15 protein-coding genes and 1 pseudogene are annotated in these 21,743 nt (G+C 71.2%); 9 read left to right on the top strand and 7 right to left on the bottom strand.

Annotation, left to right across the window (positions count from 1 at the left end; all coding sequences use genetic code 11):
- Positions 1–852 (top strand): sugar phosphate isomerase/epimerase family protein, encoded by an 852-nt coding sequence (locus ENC19_RS01895; protein WP_164445410.1) that lies wholly within the window; start codon positions 1–3, stop codon positions 850–852.
- A 134-nt stretch (positions 853–986) separates the two neighbouring features.
- Positions 987–3,380, top strand: a complete 2,394-nt coding sequence (locus tag ENC19_RS01890; RefSeq protein ID WP_164445409.1) for a ricin-type beta-trefoil lectin domain protein — start codon at positions 987–989, stop codon at positions 3,378–3,380.
- A gap of 61 nt (positions 3,381–3,441) precedes the next feature.
- Here the strand turns inward: ENC19_RS01890 and ENC19_RS01885 are convergent, their stop codons facing one another.
- On the bottom strand, positions 3,442–4,704 hold the full coding sequence (locus tag ENC19_RS01885) for a hypothetical protein (RefSeq protein WP_164445408.1): 1,263 nt from the start codon (positions 4,702–4,704) through the stop codon (positions 3,442–3,444).
- Positions 4,705–4,982: 278 nt separating this feature from the next.
- Between ENC19_RS01885 and ENC19_RS01880 the strand changes: the two genes are divergently transcribed.
- From ENC19_RS01880 to ENC19_RS01860, 5 genes are all read left to right on the top strand, one after another.
- A complete protein-coding gene (locus ENC19_RS01880; RefSeq protein WP_164445407.1) occupies positions 4,983–6,209 on the top strand; it encodes an MFS transporter in 1,227 nt (408 codons plus the stop codon).
- Positions 6,210–6,258: 49 nt separating this feature from the next.
- On the top strand, positions 6,259–7,851 hold the full coding sequence (locus tag ENC19_RS01875; protein ID WP_164445406.1) for a GGDEF domain-containing protein: 1,593 nt from the start codon (positions 6,259–6,261) through the stop codon (positions 7,849–7,851).
- A 63-nt stretch (positions 7,852–7,914) separates the two neighbouring features.
- Positions 7,915–8,649, top strand: coding sequence for a YqjF family protein (locus ENC19_RS01870; RefSeq protein ID WP_164445405.1), 735 nt, complete (start codon positions 7,915–7,917; stop codon positions 8,647–8,649).
- Positions 8,650–8,692: 43 nt separating this feature from the next.
- Positions 8,693–8,938 (top strand): FitA-like ribbon-helix-helix domain-containing protein, encoded by a 246-nt coding sequence (locus ENC19_RS01865; protein ID WP_164445404.1) that lies wholly within the window; start codon positions 8,693–8,695, stop codon positions 8,936–8,938.
- Entirely contained in the window at positions 8,935–9,363 is a 429-nt protein-coding gene (locus tag ENC19_RS01860; protein ID WP_235944355.1) for a type II toxin-antitoxin system VapC family toxin, read from the top strand. The genes ENC19_RS01865 and ENC19_RS01860 overlap by 4 nt, the downstream gene beginning before the upstream one ends.
- A gap of 150 nt (positions 9,364–9,513) precedes the next feature.
- Here ENC19_RS01860 and ENC19_RS01855 read toward each other — a convergent pair whose 3' ends face one another.
- The 4 genes and pseudogenes from ENC19_RS01855 to ENC19_RS01840 all read right to left on the bottom strand — a co-directional run bounded on the left by ENC19_RS01855 (position 9,514) and on the right by ENC19_RS01840 (position 13,293).
- Positions 9,514–10,914: a permease prefix domain 1-containing protein gene (locus ENC19_RS01855; protein ID WP_164445403.1), complete on the bottom strand. Its 1,401-nt coding sequence runs from the start codon at positions 10,912–10,914 to the stop codon at positions 9,514–9,516.
- Complete coding sequence (locus ENC19_RS01850) at positions 10,911–11,285, bottom strand: PadR family transcriptional regulator (protein ID WP_164445402.1); 375 nt, start codon at positions 11,283–11,285, stop codon at positions 10,911–10,913. Before ENC19_RS01850 ends, ENC19_RS01855 begins: the two co-directional genes overlap by 4 nt.
- A 136-nt stretch (positions 11,286–11,421) precedes the next feature.
- A pseudogene (locus ENC19_RS01845) lies at positions 11,422–12,908 on the bottom strand (DEAD/DEAH box helicase).
- A 163-nt stretch (positions 12,909–13,071) separates the two neighbouring features.
- Complete coding sequence (locus tag ENC19_RS01840) at positions 13,072–13,293, bottom strand: hypothetical protein (RefSeq protein ID WP_099851929.1); 222 nt, start codon at positions 13,291–13,293, stop codon at positions 13,072–13,074.
- Positions 13,294–13,597: 304 nt separating this feature from the next.
- Here ENC19_RS01840 and ENC19_RS01835 point away from each other — a divergent pair, with 304 nt between their 5' ends.
- Together ENC19_RS01835 and ENC19_RS01830 are read left to right on the top strand one after the other, a co-directional pair.
- On the top strand, positions 13,598–19,096 hold the full coding sequence (locus ENC19_RS01835) for an ATP-binding protein (RefSeq protein WP_164445401.1): 5,499 nt from the start codon (positions 13,598–13,600) through the stop codon (positions 19,094–19,096).
- A 97-nt stretch (positions 19,097–19,193) separates the two neighbouring features.
- Positions 19,194–19,664: an SRPBCC family protein gene (locus ENC19_RS01830; RefSeq protein WP_281601662.1), complete on the top strand. Its 471-nt coding sequence runs from the start codon at positions 19,194–19,196 to the stop codon at positions 19,662–19,664.
- 60 nt (positions 19,665–19,724) lie between these two features.
- Here the strand turns inward: ENC19_RS01830 and ENC19_RS01825 are convergent, their stop codons facing one another.
- Complete coding sequence (locus ENC19_RS01825) at positions 19,725–21,086, bottom strand: hypothetical protein (protein WP_164445399.1); 1,362 nt, start codon at positions 21,084–21,086, stop codon at positions 19,725–19,727.
- Entirely contained in the window at positions 21,076–21,672 is a 597-nt protein-coding gene (locus tag ENC19_RS01820) for a SigE family RNA polymerase sigma factor (RefSeq protein WP_164445398.1), read from the bottom strand. Before ENC19_RS01820 ends, ENC19_RS01825 begins: the two co-directional genes overlap by 11 nt.
- Between the last annotated feature and the right edge of the window lie 71 nt (positions 21,673–21,743).

The raw sequence follows: 21,743 nt of genomic DNA, 5'->3' as shown, positions 1-21,743 counted from the left end.
ATGCGTGCCGTCGGTGTCAATCCCTGGGTCTGGGCCTCGCCGGTCGACGACGAGGCCCTGGCCGCGCTGATTCCACGGATCGCGGCGCTCGGCTTCGACGCGGTCGAACTGCCGATCGAGCAGCCGGGCGACTGGGATCCGTACCGCGTCCGCGACCTGCTCGCCAGGTACGGGCTAGCCGCGGCCGGCGTCTGTGCGGTCACCCCGCCCGGGCGGGAACTCGTCAACGCCGAGCCCGCCGTGGTGGAGGCCACGGTGGCGTACCTGAACGGCTGCGTGGACAGCGCGGCGATCATCGGTGCGCCGTGCGTCGGTGGTCCGGTCTACGCGTCGGTCGGCCGCACCTGGCGGATGACGCCGGCCGAACGCGCCACCTGTTACGTGGATTTCCGTAGGGCGCTGGTGCCGGTCGCCGACCGGGCCGGCGAGCGGGGGGTGTCCATCGGGGTGGAGGCGCTCAACCGGTACGAGACCAGCGTCGTGAACACGCTCGAACAGGCCGTGGAGATGATCGACGGTCTGCCGTCGAACGTCGGTCTCATGATCGACACGTATCACATGAACATCGAGGAGGCGAACCCGTACGCGGCGTTGGCCGCGGCGGGTCCGCACATCAAGCACGTACAGGTCAGCGGCACCAACCGGGGCGCGCCCGGGTCGGATCACCTGGACTGGCCCCGGCTGCTCGCCGCCCTGGCCGCCACCGGCTACTGGGGGGCGATCTGCATCGAGTCGTTCACCCCGGAGAACGCGACGATCGCGACCGCCGCCTCGATCTGGCGCCCGCTCGCCCCGTCACCGGACCGGCTCGCGGGGGACGGGCTGGCCTATCTCCGCAGCATCCTCGGCTGAGCTGCGCCGCCACGCCGGCAGCAGGTCACCGGCGTGAGCTCGGTCGATCCTTGCGCAGACATCATTCGTATGATGAACTGCCGTCCATATGCCACCCACCACACCGCACCACCGGCCCAGGTAAGGAGACCCCCGTGTCCGTACCTCCATCCTCCGGCACACCCCGACGGGTGCTCGCCGCGACCGCGGCGGTGGCGCTGACCGCCGCGGCCACCGTGGCCGCCGTGACCACGTTCGCCGCACCGGCCCTCGCCGCGACCACCACCCTCTACGCCTCCCCCTCCGGTGGCGGCAGCAGCTGCACCGCCGCTCAACCGTGCTCGTTGACCGGTGCGCAGACCGCCGTCCGCTCGATGAACAGCTCGATGTCGGGCGACATCGTCGTGCAACTGGCCGACGGCGTCTACCGGCTCTCCTCGCCGCTGCGGTTCACCGCCGCCGACTCCGGCACCAACGGCTACCGGGTGATCTGGCAGGCGGCACCGTCGGCCCGTCCCGTGATCAGCGGCGCCCGGGCGGTCACCGGCTGGTCGCAGGTGGACACCGGCCGCAACATCTGGCGGGCCAACGTCGGCGCCGGCACCGACACCCGCCAGCTCTACGTCAACGGCGCACTCGCCACCCGGGCCCGCACCCAGGTCAACCGGGCGGACTTCACCGCTGACAGCACCGGCATGCGGTTCACCAGCGGCGCCCTGAGCTACCTCAACAACCTGGCCAACCAGAGCCGCATCCAGATGGAGAGCGTCAACTCGTTCACCGACCGGTACGTGTCGGTGCAGAGCATCAGCGGCAACCTGATCCGGATGCAGCAGCCCGGCTGGAGCAACAACAACTTCGGGTACGACACCTTCACCAGCCCGCACCGCGCCGGGCCGCTCTACCTGGCCAACGCCTACGAGTTCCTGGACACCCCGGGGGAGTGGTACCTCGACCCGGGCAGCGGCGCGCTGAACTACATCCCGCTAGCCGGCCAGAACATGAGCAGTGTGAGCGTGGAACTGCCGACGCAGCAGTCCCTGGTCAACCTCGGCGGGACCTACGCCTCGCCGGCACACCACATCTCGTTCACCGGGATCACCTTCACCGGCACGACCTGGCTGGGGGCGAGCAGCAACCAGGGCTACGTGGACCAGCAGACCGGCGCCTACATCTACGGCAACTGGAACTGGCCCAGCTTCTCCTCCTGCCACAACGGCTGCCCGCAGTTCGAGGCCACCCGGCCGAACTGGCAGCAGATGCCCGCCGCCGTGCAGGTCTCGGCCGCCAACAACATCACCTTCAGCGACTCCCAGTTCGTCAACCTCGGGCAGACGGCCATCGGCATCGGCAACGACGCCAACGCCCACGCCAGCGGGGTGGGCCTGGGGGCCAGCAACATCACCGTCACCCGCTCCGAGATCGCCCGGAACGCGGCTGGCGGCATCGTCGTCGGTGGCGTACGCGCCGACGCCCACCACCCCAGTGACCAGCGGATGGTCAACCGGGACATCACCATCAGCAACAACCGCCTGCACAACCTGGGCATCGAGTACCGGGGCATCGTCTCGGTGCTCACCACCTACGTCACCAACTCCACGGTGTCGTACAACGAGGTCTACAACATGCCGTACACCGGCATGTCCATCGGGTACGGCTGGGGCTCCAACGACGCCGGTGGCAGTGAGCACTACGCCGGCCGTGGCCTGTACAACTACCAGCCGCGCTACACGACGGCCACCACCGCGTCGAACAACCGCCTGATCGGCAACTACGTGCACGACGTGATGCAGCAGATGAACGACGGTGGCTGCATCTACACCCTGTCGGCGAACCCGGGCGGGTTGATCAGCGACAACTACTGCCTGCGGACCAACGGCTACTTCGGCGTCTACTTCGACGAGGGATCCCGCTACTACACCGCCCGCAACAACGTGTTCTCGTCCACCGGCACCTGGGCCACCGCCAACTACTGGTACGCCGAGAACATGGGTAACTTCACCGTCACCAACAACTGGTCAACGAACGGCAGCACCAACGTGACGAACGGGGACCGGGGCAACGTCGTGTCCGGCAACGTGACGGTGACCAACGGGAACTGGCCCTCGGGTGCCCAGGCGGTGATGGCCGGGGCCGGTCCGCAGGGCGGCAGCAGCACCCAGAACGTGCAGATCGTCGGTACCCAGTCCGGGCGGTGCGTGGACGTCGAAGGTGCGAGCACGACCAACGGCGCTCAGGCGAAGCTCTGGGACTGCCACGGCGGGACGAACCAGCGGTGGACCTACACCGCCAGCAAGCAACTCATGGTGTACGGCAACAAGTGCCTCGACGCTTCGGGGCAGGGCACCAGCAACGGCACCCTGGCGATCATCTGGGACTGCAACGGCCAGGTCAACCAGCAGTGGAACGTCAACGCCAACGGCTCCATCACCGGTGCGCAGTCCGGACTTTGCCTCGACGCCAGCGGCTACGGCACCACAAACGGCACCGTGATCCACCTGTGGGCCTGCCACGGCGGCGCCAACCAGCAGTGGAACCTGCGTAACTGACGCCCCCCGGTGGGTGGGTTCGCGCACCGAACCCACCCACCCGGGCCGGCCCGCTGTCGGTTCAGGACGCCTGCCGGCGAAGATGTTCGGCGAAGGCGGCCTGGCTGCCCAGCATCACCATGATCGCGTTGCGGTAGGCGACCGAACCCCACAGGTGCAGTTCCTCGTCGTCGATGTCGCCGAAGATACTGGCGAGCGCCCGGCGTTCGCGGCGGTCCAGGACCTGCTGCGGCCGGGCGAGCAACTCACCCTCGCGCCGCAGAGCGTCCAGGTAGGCGGCCACGGCCGAGGTATACGCGGGACCGCCGAGTTCCTCGAGCATGCCGAACTCGAACAGGTGCAGCGCCGCCTCGGACTCCCAGTCCGGATCACGCTGGACGTGGCGGATCAGCATCACGTGCCGCGCCTCGAACAGCAGCAGGATCCCGCGGCCGAGCCGGCTCAGCGGCCGGCGGGGCGACGGCAGCCGCAACGTGCGTACCGGTTGCCCGGCGGCCACGTCCACCGCACCGGCGAAGCTGGGCATCCGCTGACTTCCGGGCACCGGGTCGGGCACCAGGCAGACCCGGTCCGCGTAGACCAGGTCGCCCTGACCGGCAAGCGACCGCATCGCCGTCGCGTACGCCTCGGCGAAGGGACGGTCGTCGGCCGGCACGTCCGGGTCGAGGGCGTGGACCAGCCCCGGCACCCCGGCCACCGGGACACCCAGCACCGCGGAACTGCGCAGGAAACCCCAGGTCGTCGCGGCCCAACGGCTGCGCCGCGCCAGTTCGGCGGCGGTGTCGCGCCAGTCGCGGGCGAGCCGCAGCCGGTCCCGGACGTCGGCGACGTCGGTCATCTCGAGCAGTGCCCGGGGCAGCGTCGCCACGGGGTCGACGTCGAGCGGATCGCTGACCACGGCGGGACCGATCGCCGCGTGTTCGGCGCAGTCCGCGTCGGTGTGCGGATTGCCGGTCGCCCCGTGGCAGTCCCCCAACCAGGTGACCTCACGACTCGCCGACTGCCGGGCGAACGCGGGCGCCGGCAGCATCCCGGCACGCAGGACCCGCTCGTACTGCACCCGGGCACGGGCCGTCCGCAGCATGTCGAGCGGCAGGACAGGGGCCAGTCTCACCACCGTCTCGATGATCAGGCAGTGCGGGCAGACGGGCCCGTCCGGGTCGACCACGCGGAACTCCCGCAGATGGTCCAGACCGGGCTGCTCCCATTGCACGCCGATGGCCCCGCCCTCGCGCAGCATCACGTAGAGGTGAGTGGTGGCCTGCCGGTCCCGGGTGACGGCCACGATCTCGTCGACGAACCGCCGCCGGCTGATCTGCTCCACCGGGTCACTGTATCGACCGATGTCGCGACCCACGGGCGCAGCGCGACCCGGCGAAAACCGGTGTCGTCGTACGACATCGGATGACTATCGTGCGCGTCGACATCCGGCGACGGACAGGAGTTGAGATGCGCTTCGACCTGGTCACGGCCCCCGCTCCGGCGCGAGAGCTCACCGTGCGCTGACCTGCGCGGCCCACCGTCGGTCCACCGGCGGTGGCGGTGCTCCTCGCCGCGGAGCGGTCCCCTGACGGCCGTTCCCTTCCAGCTCGAGGAGCAATCTTGCCTGCCCTGACCTCCGCGCGTCTCGGCGCGGACTTCGCCAAACTCTGGACCGCCTCGGCGGTGTCCAACGTCGGTGACGGCATCACCATGGCGGCCGGCCCCCTGCTGATCGCCTCCATCACCGACAGCCCGGCGCTGGTCGCCGGTGCCGTCTTCGTACAGCAGTTGCCCTGGTTGTTGTTCGCCCTGCTCAGTGGCGCCTACGTGGACCGGCTCGACCGGCGTCGCCTGGTGGTGACGGTGAACCTGGTCCGAGCCGCCGCCCTCACCACGCTGGCCCTCACCATCGCCACCGGAACCGTCACCGTGGCCGTCTGCTACGCGGTGCTCTTCCTCCTCGGTACGGGGGAGACGCTGGCCGACACCGCCATGGGCGCGCTGCTGCCATCGGTGGTCGCCCCCGACCGGCTGTCGAGCGCGAACGCGCGGCTCTACGCCACCTTCACGATCGGCAACCAGTTCGTGGCCAAGCCGCTGGGCGCCTGGCTGTTCGTGATCGCCGCGGCGGCGCCGTTCGGGCTCAACGCACTCACGTTCGTCCTCGCCGCAGTGCTGCTGGTGAGGTTGCGGCCGGCCCCGGCACCGGCCGCCACGACGCACGCCTCGGTGATCCGCTCGATCGCCGAAGGGGTGCGGTGGCTGTGGCGGCACCGGCTGCTGCGGACCCTGGCCCTGAGCATGGGCGTGGGCAACGTCGCCTTCTGCGCCGCGTTCGCGGTGTTCGTGCTCTACTGCCGGCAGCGTCTGGGCGTCTCCGACGTCGGCTACGGCTTCCTGCTCACCGCGTTCGCGGTCGGTGGGCTGGCCGGCACCGCGCTGGCGACCCGGCTGGTCCGGACGTTCGGACGAACCGTGGTGCTGCGGGTCGGGTTGGTCGTCGAGATGCTCACGCACCTGATCCTGGCCACCACCACGGCGCTCTGGGTCGTGGTGGCCGTCCTTGTCGTGTTCAGCGCGCACGGCATGGTCTGGGGAGTCACCGTCGCGTCGCTGCGACAACGGCTGGCGCCGTCCCATCTGCTCGGCCGGGTCGGCAGCGCGTACGCGGTGCTCGATCTCGGTGGGGCGGCGGTCGGCTCCCTCCTCGGTGGTCTGATCGCCGGCGTCTGGGGTATCACGACACCGTTCTGGATCGCCGGGGTGACGATGGCGCTTGTCGCTCTGGCCGCCTGGCGACCGCTGACGCAGAGTCAGAACCGGTCGGAGGCTATCGAAGAGGGCTGATTACCGTACCATCGGGCTGTTCTTCCCTGGGCGGTGCGGAGGAGACCGCATGGACGATGTGACCCTCCGAGCCCTGCGGCTACTGGAGGAGGCGCAGGCCGGTGGGGCGGCCCAGGTGCTGGCGGAGGCGGTCGCGGCACTGCGGGAACCGACCGGGGAACTGCGTGACGGCCCCGCGGCGATGCACTTCGCGCGGGTTGTGGCGTTGACCCGGCTCGGTGACCTGCGCGCCGCGATCGCCGCCGCCGATCTGATGCTCGTCGCCGCCGAGCGGGAGAACAGCGCCGGGTGGCGCTCCTGCGCGTTGTCGCTGCGCGCCGACCGGCGGCTGCGCCTCGGCGACCAGGACATCGCCGAGTACGACATCGAGGCCGTCCTGCGGGATCTCGTCCGCGCGGAGACGGCTCTGCTGGCCGGCGAACCCGACCCGGTGATCGAGGGCAACGCCCGTACCGGGCTGGCGATCGGGTACGCGAAGCTGCGCCTCTACGAGCTGGCGGTGCCACAGTTCCAGGCGGCGTACGAGACCACCTGCCGACCCGGGTACCCGGACAACGGCAACCGGGCGATGTGGCTGTGCAACCTCGCCGAACTCAACCTGATGTGGGCCCTGGAGCTGTACCAGGTGGGTCAGGTCGCCGAGGCGGAGAAGCACACCACGGTGGCCGAGGAGCACGCGATGCGGGCGATGACGGAAGCCTCCGGCCCCAAGGCGGAGGTGTGGCGGCTCTCCGCGTCGCTGTTCGCGGCGTGCGCCCGCGCCGACCGTCAGGACCCGGCCGGTGCGGCGGAGGACATCCCCCGGTTCCTGGCGACGCTGCAGGAGCACGGTGTCCAACAGGGGCACCAGGAGCAACTGCTGTGCCGACCGTTCCACGCCGTCGCGCTCAGCCGGTCCGGGCGGCCGGGTGAGGCGCTGCGTGTCATCGAGGAGGCGGTGACCGGCCTGTCTCCCGACAGCGACTGGCTGATCACCGCGGCGCTGCACCGTACGCACGCCGTGCTGCTGGCGAAGAACGGGGCGCGCGACGCGCTGCCCGGCCTCACCTACGGCGACGCGCTCGCGGAACTGCTGTGGCGTCAGCGGCACCGCTGGCTGCACGCGGCGGTGACGATGCAGTCGTACGACGTGCTGCGGTGGCAGCACGAGCGGGCCGAACGGGCCGCGCGGATCGACCCCCTCACCGGGGTGGCCAACCGGCGTGGCCTGGACAGCTTCCTGGAGCGCCTGGCCACTCCCACGGCGGCCGGGACGGATCCGGTGGCGGTGCTGATCGTGGACGTGGACCGGTTCAAGGACGTCAACGACTCGTTGGGGCACGCCACCGGCGACGACGTGCTGCGGGCGGTGGCCCAGGTGGTCGCGGCCAGTGTCCGCCGGGACGATCTCGTCGCCCGGCTGGGCGGCGACGAGTTCGTCGCGATCCTGCCGGGGGCGGATCTCGGTGCCGCCGAGCAGGTCGCCCAGCGGACCGTCGACGCCGTCGCCGGAATGGCGGCGTGGCGGGTGACGGTGAGCGTCGGGGTGGCCGGCGGCTCCGCGTACACCCTCGGCGAGACCTTGGCGCATGCGGACGGTGCGATGTACGCGGCGAAGCGGGCGGGCGGTAACCGGGTTAGCAGCCGCCACCCCGGTACCTGACCGCCGATCGCGGCCCGGACATGCCGGGTGCGGCGGCGTCGGCCGGTCCGGCAGGATCGGTGTGTGGACATCGAGCCGGTCGACGTCGCGCCCGTGCGGGGATTCCGCCGCGCGATCCTTCGGCAACGCTGGGATGATCTGATCTTCCTGCACTGGCCGGTCGAGCCGGCGCGGGTCGCACCGCTGCTGCCGGCCGGCACCCGCCCCGACACGCTCGACGGGCTGACCTACGTCGGGCTGATCGGCTTCCGGATGGTCGGTCTGGGGCTGGGTTTCGGGCCGGGTGTGCCGTACTTCGGCAGCTTCTGGGAAACCAACGTGCGGTTGTACTCCGTGGACGGCTCCGGCCGACGGGCCGTGGTCTTCCGCTCGCTCGACGCCTCCCGGCTGGTGCCGGTGCTGGTGGCCCGGGCCACCCTGCGGCTGCCGTACCTGTGGTCGGCGATGAGCCTGGAACGCGACGGCGACCGACTCCGCTACCGCTGCCGGCGTCGGTGGCCGGGCCCGACCGGCACGACCAGCCGGATCGAGGTGCGGGTCGGCGAGCCGATCGCCGAGCCGACGCCGCTGGAGCACTTCGTCACCGCGCGCTGGGGCCTGCACACCCGGGCGTACCGACGAACCCGGCACCTGCCGAACTGGCACCCCCGCTGGCCACTGCACCACGCGGAACTGCTCGACCTGGACGACGAACTGGTGACCGCCGCCGGGCTGCCGCCGCCGCAGGGGCCGCCGGTCAGCGTGCTCTACTCGCCGGGGGTGCCGGTCGCCTTCGGCCCGCCGACCAGCGTGCGGTAGCCCATGCTAGCATTGCTCTCATTGGGTAGGTGGGAGGAACAGCATGGCAGCCCTCAGCATCAGAGATCTCGACGACAGCGTGCGCGACAAGCTGCGCCGCCGCGCTGCGCAACACGGCCGATCCATGGAGGCCGAGATCCGCGACATACTCACTGCGGCAGTTGCCGAGGACGCACCGGCAAACGATCTGTTCAGCGCACTCACCGATCGATTCACCAGACTCGGTGGGGTTGAGCTGGATGTACCGGCACGTTCCACGGCCCCCCGTGCGGCGGATCTGCCCGAATGATGATCGTTCTCGACACCAACGTTGTCTCCGAGCTCATGCGGGCCGAGCCCGCTCCAGTGGTTCTCGCGTGGCTCCAGCAGAGTTCGAGCACCGGCCTGTACACCACAGCCGTCACCGTCGCCGAGATCCGCTACGGCATTGCGCGGCTGCCGGAAGGCCAGCGCCGGGAATCACTGCACCAGGCTGCCAGCGAGATCTTCGCCGCCTTTCCTCGCCAGGTGCTGCCCTTCGACCTCGCCGCAGCCGGTGCCTACGCCGACGTGGTCGCGGTGCGGGAAAAACTCGGCCACCCGATCGATGGGTTCGACGCCCAGATCGCCGCCATCTGCCGCGTCCAGGCCGCCACCCTCGCCACCCGGAACACTAAGGACTTCACTGACACAGGGATCAATGTCGTCGATCCCTGGCGCGGCGCGACCAGCTGAGACGCCGGCACTCACTGCGTGGTCGATCGGCATGAAGGCGCTTCAAGCGGTTGCCGGTGCCAGGAGCTGGAAGATCGGCGCGCAGGCGGCCACCGGGCGCGGACGATTGCCGTCAGTGCTAGCCGGTGGCCGCTCGGGGCGCGTGGCGGATCAGAGGTAGTTGAACAGCGGGGGGAAGAGCAGCACCACGATCCAGGCCCAACCGGCGTAGACCGGTAGGTAGCCGGTCTGCCAGCGTTCCAGGGCCGCGAACGGGGTGCGCCGACGGACGAATCCCAGCACCAACCACGCCGACCAGGCGAGGTTGGCCAGCAGGATGACGTTCTCACCGAGTGCCGCGGCCTTGTTCGGGGTGGTGCCGTACTCGGTGATCCGTTCGGTGATCGCCCACAGCACCAGCACGTCGATGATGAGCGCGCTGACCACGAGGGCGAGCTGCAACCTGTCGAACAGGCCGGGCGGGGCCAGCGGGTCGCGGGCCGAGATCGAGTAGAGCAGCAGCCCCAGCACCACGACCAGCAGCAGGTCGAACAGGATCAGGGCCTCCCGCTCGACGTTGATGCCGGCGGTGGTCCAGACGATGGCGATCAGGAAGGCCAGTAACGCGGCGGTGAACAGCGGCGTGAACAGGCGGGTGAGTACCGGGGCGATGTTCTCGACGACGCTCTGCTTGGCCTCGACGAGCCAACCCGCCACGACCACCGCGGCCACCACGCCGCACGGCAGCAACCACTCCGAGACGAAGCCCTCCGGGTCGATGCCGATCGCCTGGAAGGTGCCGACCGTGAAGGCGGTCAGCACGCCGCCGCCGAGGCCGATGAGGACGAAGTAGACGAAGCACTCGCCGGTGAATCTGATGAAGTCCATCCGTCGTCGCGACGAGCGTAGGTCGTCGGAGACGTAGGCCAGGCCGACCACGAACCACAGGGCTATCGGCAGGTGGATGGTGGTCAGCACCAGCGACTGGGAGTCCTCCGCGAGGGAGTAGACGTTGGCGGCCACCGCGCCGAGCGCGAACAACGCCACCATCACCCCGATCACCGCCGTCCCGGCCCGGCGCCGCCAGGCCAGGTACGCGGCCAGCCAGGGCAGCGTGAACAACGCGAAGTTGGGTGCGTAGAAGGCACCGTCCTGTTCAAAACCCTGGCCGAACAACGCCGGTAGCTTGATCGACACGGCCGCGCCGACCGCGCAGACGATCATCGCGACCAGGTCGCGCCGGGACCGGTTGTCCGTCTCCGGATCATCGGTACCGCCGGTGAGGACCAGTTGCTTCCACAACCGCTCCGAGTGCTCCCGGGCGAACTCGCGGGACAGCTCGTCGAGGCCGCCGAGCCGCTTGACCGCGACCAGGAACGCCTCGTCGGGGCGCAGACCGGCGGCGATCAGCTCGTCCACCGAGCCGCGCAGGTGGTCCTCCAACTCCTCGGCGTCGGAGCGCTGCAACTCCGGGCGACGTCGGACGTAGTGACGCCACTGGTCGAACTGGGCCTCCAGCCCGTCCGGTCCGTAGGGTGTCGTGCCGCCGTCGGGGCTGCCGGGCGCGGTCATGCCAGACCTCCGAGGGGAATCGTCGCCAGACGCCGCACGTCGCCGGGGTCGACCCAGATCGCCTTGAGGGCGCTCACCACGGTGTCCCACTGGCGACGTTGCTCGGCCAGCTCGGCCAGGCCGCTGTCGGTGATGCGGTAGTACTTGCGTCGCCGTTCCCCGGGGACCGACTGCCAGCTCGACTCCACGTGACCGAGCCGTTCGAGCCGGTGCAGCAGGGGATAGAGCAACCCTTCGGTCCAGTCCAGCTCGCCGTCGGACAGCTCGTTGATCCGCCTGAGGATGGCGTACCCGTAGCTCTCCCCGTCGGCCAGGATGCCGAGCACCATCGGCGTCGCCGAGGCGGCGACGAGATCCTTGGTGACCTTCATGAGATTCTCCCACCACCAATACCTAGAACTGTGAGGCATAGTAGTTCTAGGTATGCGGACGGCGCAAGAAACGCCCGCCGGCATCGCCGGCGGGCGCTCGGGTGGATCGTCCAGGTCGTCGGGGGTGGGGTGCCGCTCAGCGCCCGCCGCCACGCCCGCCGGGCCGGGCCCGGGCGGAGAACGCCGCCGCACCGGAGCGGGCGGCACCGGCCTGCCCGACGCTCGGCCGGGCGGCACCGGATCGCCCGGTGCCGGCCGACGCGGACCGCACCGAGCCGGCCGGTACCGCCCGCCCCGAGTTCGCTGAAGCGGAGCGGGTCGCGCTGGTCTGGGCGGGTTTGCCGCCGCGTCGACGGCGGCCAGTGGGTGCGGACGGCACCTCCGCCGGGTGGCTGGGGTTCCGGCGGCCGGCGCGACCGCGAGCGTGCGTTCCCCGGCGCGAGCTCACGCAGCAGCGCGTCCCCGGGACGCAGTCGGGTGGTGGTCGCCGCGATGCCCGCCTTGCGGGTCAGCTCCCGCACCTCCGGGGCCTGCGTGTCGGTCATCAGCGTGACGACCGTCCCGGCCGCGCCGGCCCGGGCGGTACGCCCCGACCGGTGCAGGTACGCCTTGTGCTCCACGGGTGGATCGGCGTGCACCACGAGGGCCACGTCGTCGACGTGGATGCCCCGCGCCGCGATGTCGGTGGCCACCAGCGTCCGCACCGTGCCGTCGGAGAACGCCTTGAGGTTCCTGGTGCGCGCCCCCTGGGCCAGGTTGCCGTGCAGCTCCACTGCGGCGACCCCGGCCGCGACCAGCCGGCGGGTGAGGGTCTTGGCGCCGCGCTTGGTGCGGGTGAACACCACCGTCCGGCCCGGCGCGGCAGTCAGGTCGACAAGCACGGCGAACCGGTCCTCGGCCTGCACGTGCAGCACGTGGTGCGTCATCGCGGCGACCGGCGACCGGGGAGAGTCGACGCTGTGCACCACCGGATCGGTGAGGAAACGCCGCACCAGCACGTCGACGCCGGAGTCCAGGGTGGCGGAGAAGAGCAGCCGTTGCCCACCGCGCGGGGTCAGCTCCAGCAGCCGGCGGACGGTCGGCAGGAACCCCAGGTCGGCCATGTGGTCGGCCTCGTCGAGCACGCTGATCTCGACGGCGTCCAGGTGGGCGTGTCCGGCCTGCACGTGGTCGGCGAGCCGGCCCGGGCAGGCCACCAGCACGTCGACCCCGGCGCGCAGACCGGCGATCTGCGGCCGCGCGGCGACGCCGCCGAAGACGGTCATGGTGCGCAGCGACAGCGCCTGGGCCAGCGGCGCCATCACGCTGTCGATCTGGGTGGCCAGCTCCCGGGTGGGCGCGAGGATGAGCGCCCGGGTCGCCAGGCCGGCGGGGCGTGGCGGTGGCGGCCAGCCGGGTGAGCACCGCCAGGGCGAAGGCGTACGTCTTGCCCGAACCGGTGCGGCCCCGACCGAGCACGTCGCGACCGGCCAGGGCGTCGGGCAGCGTGGCGGCCTGGATCGGGAATGGCTGGTCCACCCCCGTCGCGGTCAGCACCCGGGTGAGTGCGGCGGGCACGCCCAGCTCGGCGAAGGTCGGGACGGTGGGCGGGGTGGTCTGTTGCTGCGGGCGGCGTGCCGCCATGAAGGCTCCGAACGTCGAAGGGGACGTCCCATCCGGCGCTGCGTTGCCGGCCGTGGCCTGGCGCGTCGACGGCGCGGGGTCTGGGGCATCGAATCGGACCCGCCGTCGGGCGGGTCGCATGGTCAGCCTACCCGACCGGCGGCGGGCCGGCTGCCGGTGAGGTTCAGGAGGGTGCCACGACCCGCCAGCGGCTCTGGCCGCCCATCCACGCTCCGGCCAGGATCTCCGCCGACTTGCGGCCTGGGCAGGGGTAGATCTTGGAGCGGCCGGTGCCGCCGCCGGCCCGGGCCTCAACCTCCCACGACTCACCGTCCGTGCGGATGTAGACGTCGCGACGTCCGCGTGGGGTGTGGTCGCCGTTCCACCAGTGACGCTCAACTCTCACCCGCTGACCGTATAGCACCAGGTCCGTCAGGGAAATGTTGATGATCTTGGGAGATTTGACCGCCACGCAGGGTGTTTGCCGCCTCGACCCGGTGTGGTCGTTCGGGGCCCGTCCGGGGTGACCCGGGCCACCCGTCGTCCGGGTCCAAGCGTGGCGTTGGAGGGTCCCGACAAAATCCGTTGTCCGGAGGTGGCAGTTCCCACGTCTTCCTTACCCGCCGGTAGCCACGAAGGTTGGTTGAGCGGGACCCCCTGTCCGAGGGAGCGTCCCCTCCTGTCAGGACGATCTTCCGGAGGCCTGCTCGGTGTTCAGCCGCATCGCCATCGTCAACCGGGGAGAGGCCGCCATGCGGCTGATCCACGCTGTTCGCGAGCTCAATGCCGAGACCGACGCCCCGCCGATCGAGACCGTCGCGCTCTACACCGAGGCGGAGCGGTTGGCCACCTTCGTACGCGAGGCCGACCACAGCTACTGCCTCGGGCCCGCGTCCGCCCGACCGTACCTGGACCACCGGGTCCTGGAACGGGCGCTGCACGACACCGGCGCCGACGCGGCCTGGGTGGGTTGGGGCTTCGTGGCCGAGGATCCGGCCTTCGCCGAGCTGTGCGAGAAGAACGGCGTCACCTTCATCGGTCCGAGCCCGGAGGCGATGCGCAAGCTCGGCGACAAGATCGGCGCGAAGCTGATCGCCGAGGAGGTCGGCGTCCCGGTGGCGCCGTGGAGTCGCGGCGCGGTGGAGAGCCTCGACGCGGCCCAGCGCGCCGCGGCCGAGATCGGCTACCCGCTGATGCTGAAGGCGACCGCGGGTGGGGGTGGCCGGGGCATCCGGGTGGTGCGCAGCGACACCGAACTCGCCGAGGCGTACGAGCGCACGAGCCTGGAGGCGCAGCGCGCGTTCGGCAGCGGTGTGGTCTTCCTGGAGCGGCTGGTCACCGGTGCGCGGCACGTCGAGGTGCAGGTGATCGCCGACGGCCAGGGCACCGCGTGGGCGCTGGGCGTACGGGACTGCTCGGTGCAGCGACGCAACCAGAAGGTGATCGAGGAGTCCGCCTCGCCGGTGCTCTCCGCCGAGCAGACCCGCGAGCTGAAGGAGGCGGCCGAGCGGCTCGCGCTGGCCGTGGACTACCGGGGCGCGGGCACCGTGGAGTTCCTCTACCACCCGGGTGACCGGATGTTCGCCTTCCTGGAGGTCAACACCCGGTTGCAGGTGGAGCACCCGATCACCGAGGCCACCACCGACTTCGACCTGGTGAAGGCGCAGATCCAGGTGGCCGCCGGGGGACGGCTCGGTGACCGGATCCCGGTCGAGGCGGGGCACGCCGTGGAAGCCCGCCTCAACGCCGAGGACCCCGACCGGGACTTCGCCCCGTCGCCCGGTCGCATCGTGCGCCTGGTGCTGCCCAGCGGACCCGGCGTGCGAGTGGACACCGGGGTCAGCGAGGGCGACGTGATCCCCGCCGACTTCGACTCGATGATCGCGAAGATCATCGCGTACGGCCGCAGTCGCGACGAGGCGCTGAGCCGGTTGCGCCGCGCGGTCACCGAGACCACGGTGATCATCGAGGGTGGTGCGAGCAACAAGAGCTTCCTGCTCGACCTGCTGGACCAGCCCGAGGTGATCGACGCCAGCGCCGACACCGGCTGGATCGACCGGGTCCGCGCGCAGGGCCGCCTGGTCTGCACCCGGCACTCCGGGGTGGCGCTGGCCGCCGCCGCCATCGAGGCGTACGAGGACGAGGCGCACGTGGAGCGGCAGCGCCTGCTCTCCACCGCGCACGGCGGCCGTCCCCAGGTCCAGCACGTCAGCGGCCGGCCGATCGACCTGAAGCTGCGCGGCGCGACCTACCGGGTCTCCGTCGCGCAGACCGGCCCACACCGGTTCCGGGTCGGCGTCGGTGAGACGGCGACGGTGGACGTCGAACTGGAGCGCTACGACGAGCACAGCGGACGGATCCTGGTCAACGGTCGGCGGTTCCGGCTGGTCACCGACACCCACGGACCCATCCACCTGGTCGAGGTGGACGGCGTCACGCACCGGGTCAGCCGCGACGAGGGCGGCGTGTTGCGCTCCCTGTCACCCGCGCTCGTCGTGGCGACCCCGCTCGCGGTGGGCGACGAGGTCGAGGCCGGCGCGCCGGTGCTGGTGCTGGAGAGCATGAAGATGGAGACCGTGCTGCGCGCCCCGTTCGCGGCGAAGGTGCGCGAGTGCCTGGTCTCCGTCGGCAGCCAGGTGGAGACCGGCGCACCGCTGCTGCGCCTGGAGCCGCTCGGTGATCCGACCGTGAGCGAGGTCGCCGAGTCCACCGCCGTCGACCTGGAACTGCCGCCCGAGCCGACCGGCCTGTCGGCCGGCGACCGGGTCGCGCGGGGCATCGCCGACCTGCGCAGTCTGCTGCTCGGCTACGACCTGGACCCGCGTGACGAGCGCCGCGTCCTCGCCGCGTACCTGGCTGCCCGGGCCGAACTGCCGCACCGGCCACTGGAGGAGGAGGTCGAGCTGCTCCAGGTCTTCGCCGACCTGTCCGAGCTCAGCCGCAACCGGCCGGCCGGCGAGGAGACCAGGACCGACACCCGGGTGCACAGCCCGCGTGAGTACTTCCACACCTACCTCCAGTGCCTCGACGTCGAGCGGGCCGCCCTGCCGGAGACGTTCCGTCAGCGGCTCGCCCGGGTGCTAGCCCACTACGGCGTCGAGGACTTCGAACGGACCCCGGAGCTGGAGGAGGCCGTCTTCCGGATCTTCCTCGCCCAGCAGCGGGCGGCGGCCGATGCGAAGGTGGTCGTCACCTTCCTGCAACGGTGGCTGACCGAGCCGCCGCCGGCCGACAGCCTGCGCGAGCTGGTCGGTCAGGCGTTGGAACACCTGATCTTCGCCACCCAGCGCCGCTTCCCGGTGATCGGCGACCTCGCCCGCAGCGTGGTGTTCCGCTGGGCGGCGCAGCCGATGCTGCGTCGCAAGCGGGCCGAGGTGTACGCCGACGTGCGGCGCAACCTGCGTCACCTCGACCGCGACCCCGGCGCGCCCGACCGGGCCGAGCGGATCGCGACGATGGTCGCCTCACCGGAGCCGCTGGTCCGGCTGCTCGCCCAGCGCATCGGCCGGCCGGGCGTCGACCATGGCCCGATGCTGGAGGTGCTCAGTCGCCGCTACTACGGCAGCCGTGGTGCGAGCGATGCCCGAGCCGTCGAGGTGGCGGGGCGGTCGTTCTTCACCGCCGGGTACGACCGCGACGGCGAACGCTTCCGACTGGTCGCCGCGGCCACGGACTTCGCCGGGCTGCCGGCGACCCTGACGAAGATCGCCGCGCTGGTCGGCGCGGACGGCTCGGTGTCGCTGATGGCGGGCGGCGATCGTGCGCCGTCAGTCGCCGACGTGTACCTGACCTGGGCCGAGCAGCCCGACGCGGAGGCGATGGCCGCGACCCTGCGGGAGGTGCTCGACAATGCCGGCCTGCTGGACATGCTCCAGCGGGTGACGATCTCCGTCGCCGGGCGTAACGGCGCCGAGATGCACCACCACTTCACCTTCCGGCCCGACCTGGGCGAGGACCGGGTGATCCGGGGCCTGCACCCGCTGATCGCCCAGCGTCTGCAACTGCCCCGGCTGCGCAACTTCGACCTGACCCGGCTGCCCTCGGCCGACGAGGAGGTGTACCTCTTCCACTGCGTCGCCCCGGACAATCCGGCCGACGAGCGGCTGGCCGCGATGGCCCAGGTACGCGACCTCACCCCGCTGCGTGACACCGACGGTCGGATCCTGGCGCTGCCCGCGGTCGAGGGTGCGCTCGACGCCTGCCTCGACGCGATCCGCAAGGTGCAGGCCCAGCGCCCGGCGAAGAAGCGGTTCGACACCAACCGGATCACCATCTTCGTCTGGCCGCCCAACGAGCTGAGCATCGAGGAGCTGAACACCGTCGCTCAGCGGGTGCTTCCGATCACGGCGGACGCCGGACTGGAGGAGGTGCTGTTCCTCGGCCGCCAGCGGGACGCGGACACCGGTGAGCTGACCGACATCGCGGTGCAGATCTCCTACGCCGAGGGCATGCGCATCTCCGTCACCGAGCCGACGACGGAGCTGATCCAACCGCTCGACGACTACCGGCAGAAGGTGCTGTCGGCTCGGCGGCGCGGCACCACCTACCCGTACGAGCTGACCGAGCTGCTGGCCGGCCGTAACGGCAGCTTCGTCGAGCACGACCTGACCGACTCCGGCGAACTGGTGCCGGTGCGGCGACCCAAGGGCCAGAACACGGCGGGCATCGTCGTCGGTGTGGCGAGCACGCCCACCGAGCGCTATCCGGAGGGTGTCACCCGGGTGGTGCTGCTCGGCGATCCGACCAGGGCGCTGGGCGCGCTGGCCGAGCCGGAGTGCGTCCGGGTGATCGCCGCGCTCGACCTGGCCGAGCGGATGCGGGTACCGGTCGACTGGTTCGCGCTGTCGGCCGGCGCGCGGATCTCGATGAGTTCGGGCACCGAGAACATGGACTGGGTGGCCGCCGCGCTCAAGCGGATCGTCGAGTTCACCCAGGCCGGTGGTGAGATCAACATCGTCGTCGCGGGAATCACCGTGGGTGCCCAGCCGTACTGGAACGCCGAGGCCACGATGCTCATGCACACCCGGGGAATCCTGGTGATGACGCCCGACTCGGCGATGGTGCTGACCGGCAAGCAGTCGCTCGACTTCTCCGGTGGGGTCTCCGCCGAGGACAACTTCGGCATCGGCGGCTACGACCGGGTGATGGGTCCCAACGGTCAGGCCCAGTACTGGGCGCCGGACCTGCGCGGCGCCCACCGGGTGCTGATGGCGTACCACGACCACGCCTACGTGGCACCGGGGGAGAGCGGACCACGTCGTGCGGTCACCACCGACCCGATCGACCGCGACATCTCCGACTACCCGCACGCCGTGCCGGACAGCGACTTCACCACCGTTGGCGAGATCTTCTCCCGGGAACGCAACCCCGACCGCAAGAAGGCATTCGACATCCGTACGCTGATGCGGGCCCTGGCCGACCAGGACCACGCGGTGCTGGAACGCTGGGCGGGCATGGCCGACGCCGAGACGGCGGTCGTGCAGGACGTGCACCTCGGCGGCATCCCGGTGTGCCTGCTCGGCATCGAGTCCCGCTCGGTGCCCCGGCGCGGGTTCCCGCCCACCGACGGGCCGGACACCTACACCGCCGGCACGCTCTTCCCGCGTTCGTCCAAGAAGGCCGCCCGGGCGATAAACGCGGCAAGCGGAAACCGGCCGCTCGTGGTGCTGGCCAACCTCTCCGGCTTCGACGGCTCACCGGAGTCGATGCGCCAGTTGCAACTGGAGTACGGCGCGGAGATCGGCCGGGCGATCGTCAACTTCGACGGACCGATCGTCTTCTGCGTGATCTCGCGGTACCACGGTGGCGCGTTCGTGGTCTTCTCCAAGGCGCTCAACCCGAACATGACGGTCCTCGCCGTGGCGGGCTCGTTCGCCTCCGTCATCGGCGGCGCACCGGCCGCGGCCGTGGTGTTCGCCGGCGACGTCGACGCCCGTACCGCCAAGGATCCCCGGGTGGCCGAGCTGGAGGCCCGCGTCGCGGCGGCGAGCGGCGGGCAGCGGGCGGCGCTGGTGACGCGGCTGATGGAGGTACGCGCGTCGGTGCGGGCGGAGAAGCTGGCGGAGGTGGCCGCCGAGTTCGACGGCGTGCACAGCATCCAGCGGGCGGTCGAGGTCGGCTCGGTGGACGCCATCATCCGGCCCGAGGAACTGCGCCCGCAGCTCGTCGCGGCCGTCGAACGGGGGCTGGCGAAGGCGGCGCGGGGGTAGCTCGCGCGGTGACCAAGGCGACCGCGCGGCCGCGCCGGGTCGACCGGTCGGACCCGGCGGCGGTACGGACTCCGTCGCCGCCGTGCCACCATGGGGCGTGCCCGAGGACCGGAAGCCGCCGATCGCGTTCGAGACCACCTGCACCGTCGCGGCTGCGCCCGACGTGGTGTACGCGCACCTGGCCGATCCACGCAGCTACATCGGACTGTCGCCGCTGATCGTGGCGGTCGACGAGGTGCGGCACGGTCACGACGCCGAGGGCCGCGCGGTCGCCGAGTACCTCGCCGTCGAGCGGTTCCGGCTGGTCGGGCCGGTGCGGTGGGACAACCGCATCCGGGTACGCATGGTGTCGACGCCGCCGCACGGCCCGCTGGTCAGCCAGGTGCGCAGCCCAGGCCGGGTGTCCCTGCGGGCCGTGGTGACGCTGACCGCCCTGTCGGCGGGCACCCGGGTGCACGAGCGGGTCACCGCCGACGCGCCGGCGCCGCTGCGGCGCTTCGTGGCCGGTGCGGCCCGCCGGGTCGCGGCGTACCGGGCGGCCGAACTGACCCGCCGCATGGCGGCGTAGCCACACCCGGCCTCCCCGTCGGCGTGCCCCTCCCGAGTCGAATGGGTCCGGTATGACGCCTCACCAGGCCCAGACCGTCGGCTCGGCGAGTTGATGCGTGTCCTCGGTGAGGTGCGGCGTGGCAGCGGTGAGCAACGGCTGGTCCGCACTGTCGAAGACCTTTACCCCGGCGACCTTGCGATGGTCGATCTTGAAGACACCGATGCCGTCGTTCAGCGGTCCATCGGCCATCGTCGACCCCCGCGCGTCGACCAGCTCGGCGCGCGCTGCCGATTCCGGCCCGGCCACCAGCACACCGGCGGTCTCGCCCGGCAACGGCACGGCGACGAGGGCGGCGCTGCCGATGCCGGTCCGGTGGTCGGGCGGAATCGCTGGGTGTGATCGCGCAAGCGCACGAGCGTCGGCCTTGAGCAGCGCGGCGCAACCGCCGTCGAGCGAACAGGACCGGACCAGGACGGCTGCCGGCGCATCGGGGACCCAGGTGGGCAACCGACCGGTCCAGAACACCTCGGGCGTCGAGCCGACGAGTCCCTCGCCGTCGAGCACGTCGCGCAGCTCGCGGACGGCGGTTTTGCCGAGGTCGGTTTCCTGCGCCTCCGTGATCGTCAGGTTCGTCCGCACGCCGGCCTGGACGGCCGGGCCGGAGTACCGCACGGTCCCGTCGCAGGTGAACTGCCACCGTCCGGCCGGCTCACCCCCCTGCACCGCGTAACCGTCGGTGTTCATCCGCGCCCAGGACCGGACGACGGAGCCGTCCGGCTGGAGCCGACCGGCGTTGGAGACCTCCACGCGGCAACCGGCCGGTGCCAGGCCGACCGCGAGATCGGCGACGTGGTCGTCGCCCCTGGGGGCGTACCGTGCGAAGAAGACGTACGGAGTCAATTCCTGCGGCTCGTCCGGCGTCCCGGTCTGGTCGAGCAGTTCCGGCACGGACGCACCCTCCGGGCCGCTGCTGTGGCGAATCAGTGCGTGCGAGTCGTTCAGGTAGGCCACCACCACCACGCGGGACGCGCCCGGCATGTCGTCGGCGAACAGCACCCGCACCTCGTCCAACGACGGATCGACAAGGAGTTCGGCGCGGGCGGCCCGGTACTCCCGTTCGATGGTGGCGATCAGCGCCGTGTCGCCGGCCAGACTGCCGCGGGTGGGTGAGTCGAGCAGCCGGCGCACCATCGGATCGTCGATCGGACTCGCCGGTTGGTACGCCGCCGTGGCCAGCGTGGACTCGTCGGTCCTCAGCAGGCTTGCAAGACCCACGGGCGGTATGGTCACCATGGCCAACACCAGGGCGGCCACACCCGTCAACGCCGCCTGTCGCCGCCGGCGTCGCCGTACGCGACGTAGCAACCGCTGGTACGGGTCGGGCTCGGGCACCACCGGTTCGGCGAGCCGGGCCAGCGCGTGCCTGATCTCATCGGCCATCGCTCGGATCTCTCCTTCTCGACGCGTCCGGCACCGCGGCCAGCGAACTCTTGTCGACGTCGCGGCACGGTGCCGGTTGTTCCGATGTCACCGGCCGGGGCGGTGCCGCCGGCAGCACCGCCCGGAGCCGGGCGAGCGCCCGTGAGGACTGGCTCTTCACGGTGCCGACCGAGCATCCGAGCGCGTCGGCGATCTGGGCCTCGGTGAGGTCTTCCCAGTAGCGCAGGACCAGCACCGCACGCATCCGGGGTGGCAGGTGATGCAGCGCGGCGAGCATCTCGTCGCGGACCACGACATCGTGGGCCAGGTCCCGGCCAGGCTCGCTCGGAGACCGCCAGGAACCTGTGACACCGGCGAGGAGCTCTCGGGAACCGAACCGCCGCCAGAGCCGGGTCCGCTCGTTGACCATGATCCGGCGGACGTACGCCATCGGCTCGTCCACCTGACTCCACCGGCGCATCGCCCGCATCAGCGCGATCTGCACCAGATCCTCGGCCGCGTGACGGGAACCGGTCAGCAGGTACGCGGTCCGGACCAGGTCCGCGTACCTGATCTCGACGAACTCGCGGAAGCCGTCATCGGTCACCTGCGCCCCTCCAGCCCTGCCTGGGCATCGTTCATGACAGGAAGACCCCGGGCCGACCGGAAAGGTTGTGC

Source organism: Verrucosispora sioxanthis, assembly GCF_010560025.1.
In the GTDB taxonomy this organism is placed as follows: domain Bacteria; phylum Actinomycetota; class Actinomycetes; order Mycobacteriales; family Micromonosporaceae; genus Micromonospora; species Micromonospora palythoicola.
Note: the sequence above shows the minus strand (reverse complement) of the source record. Positions and strands in the feature narration are given on the sequence as shown.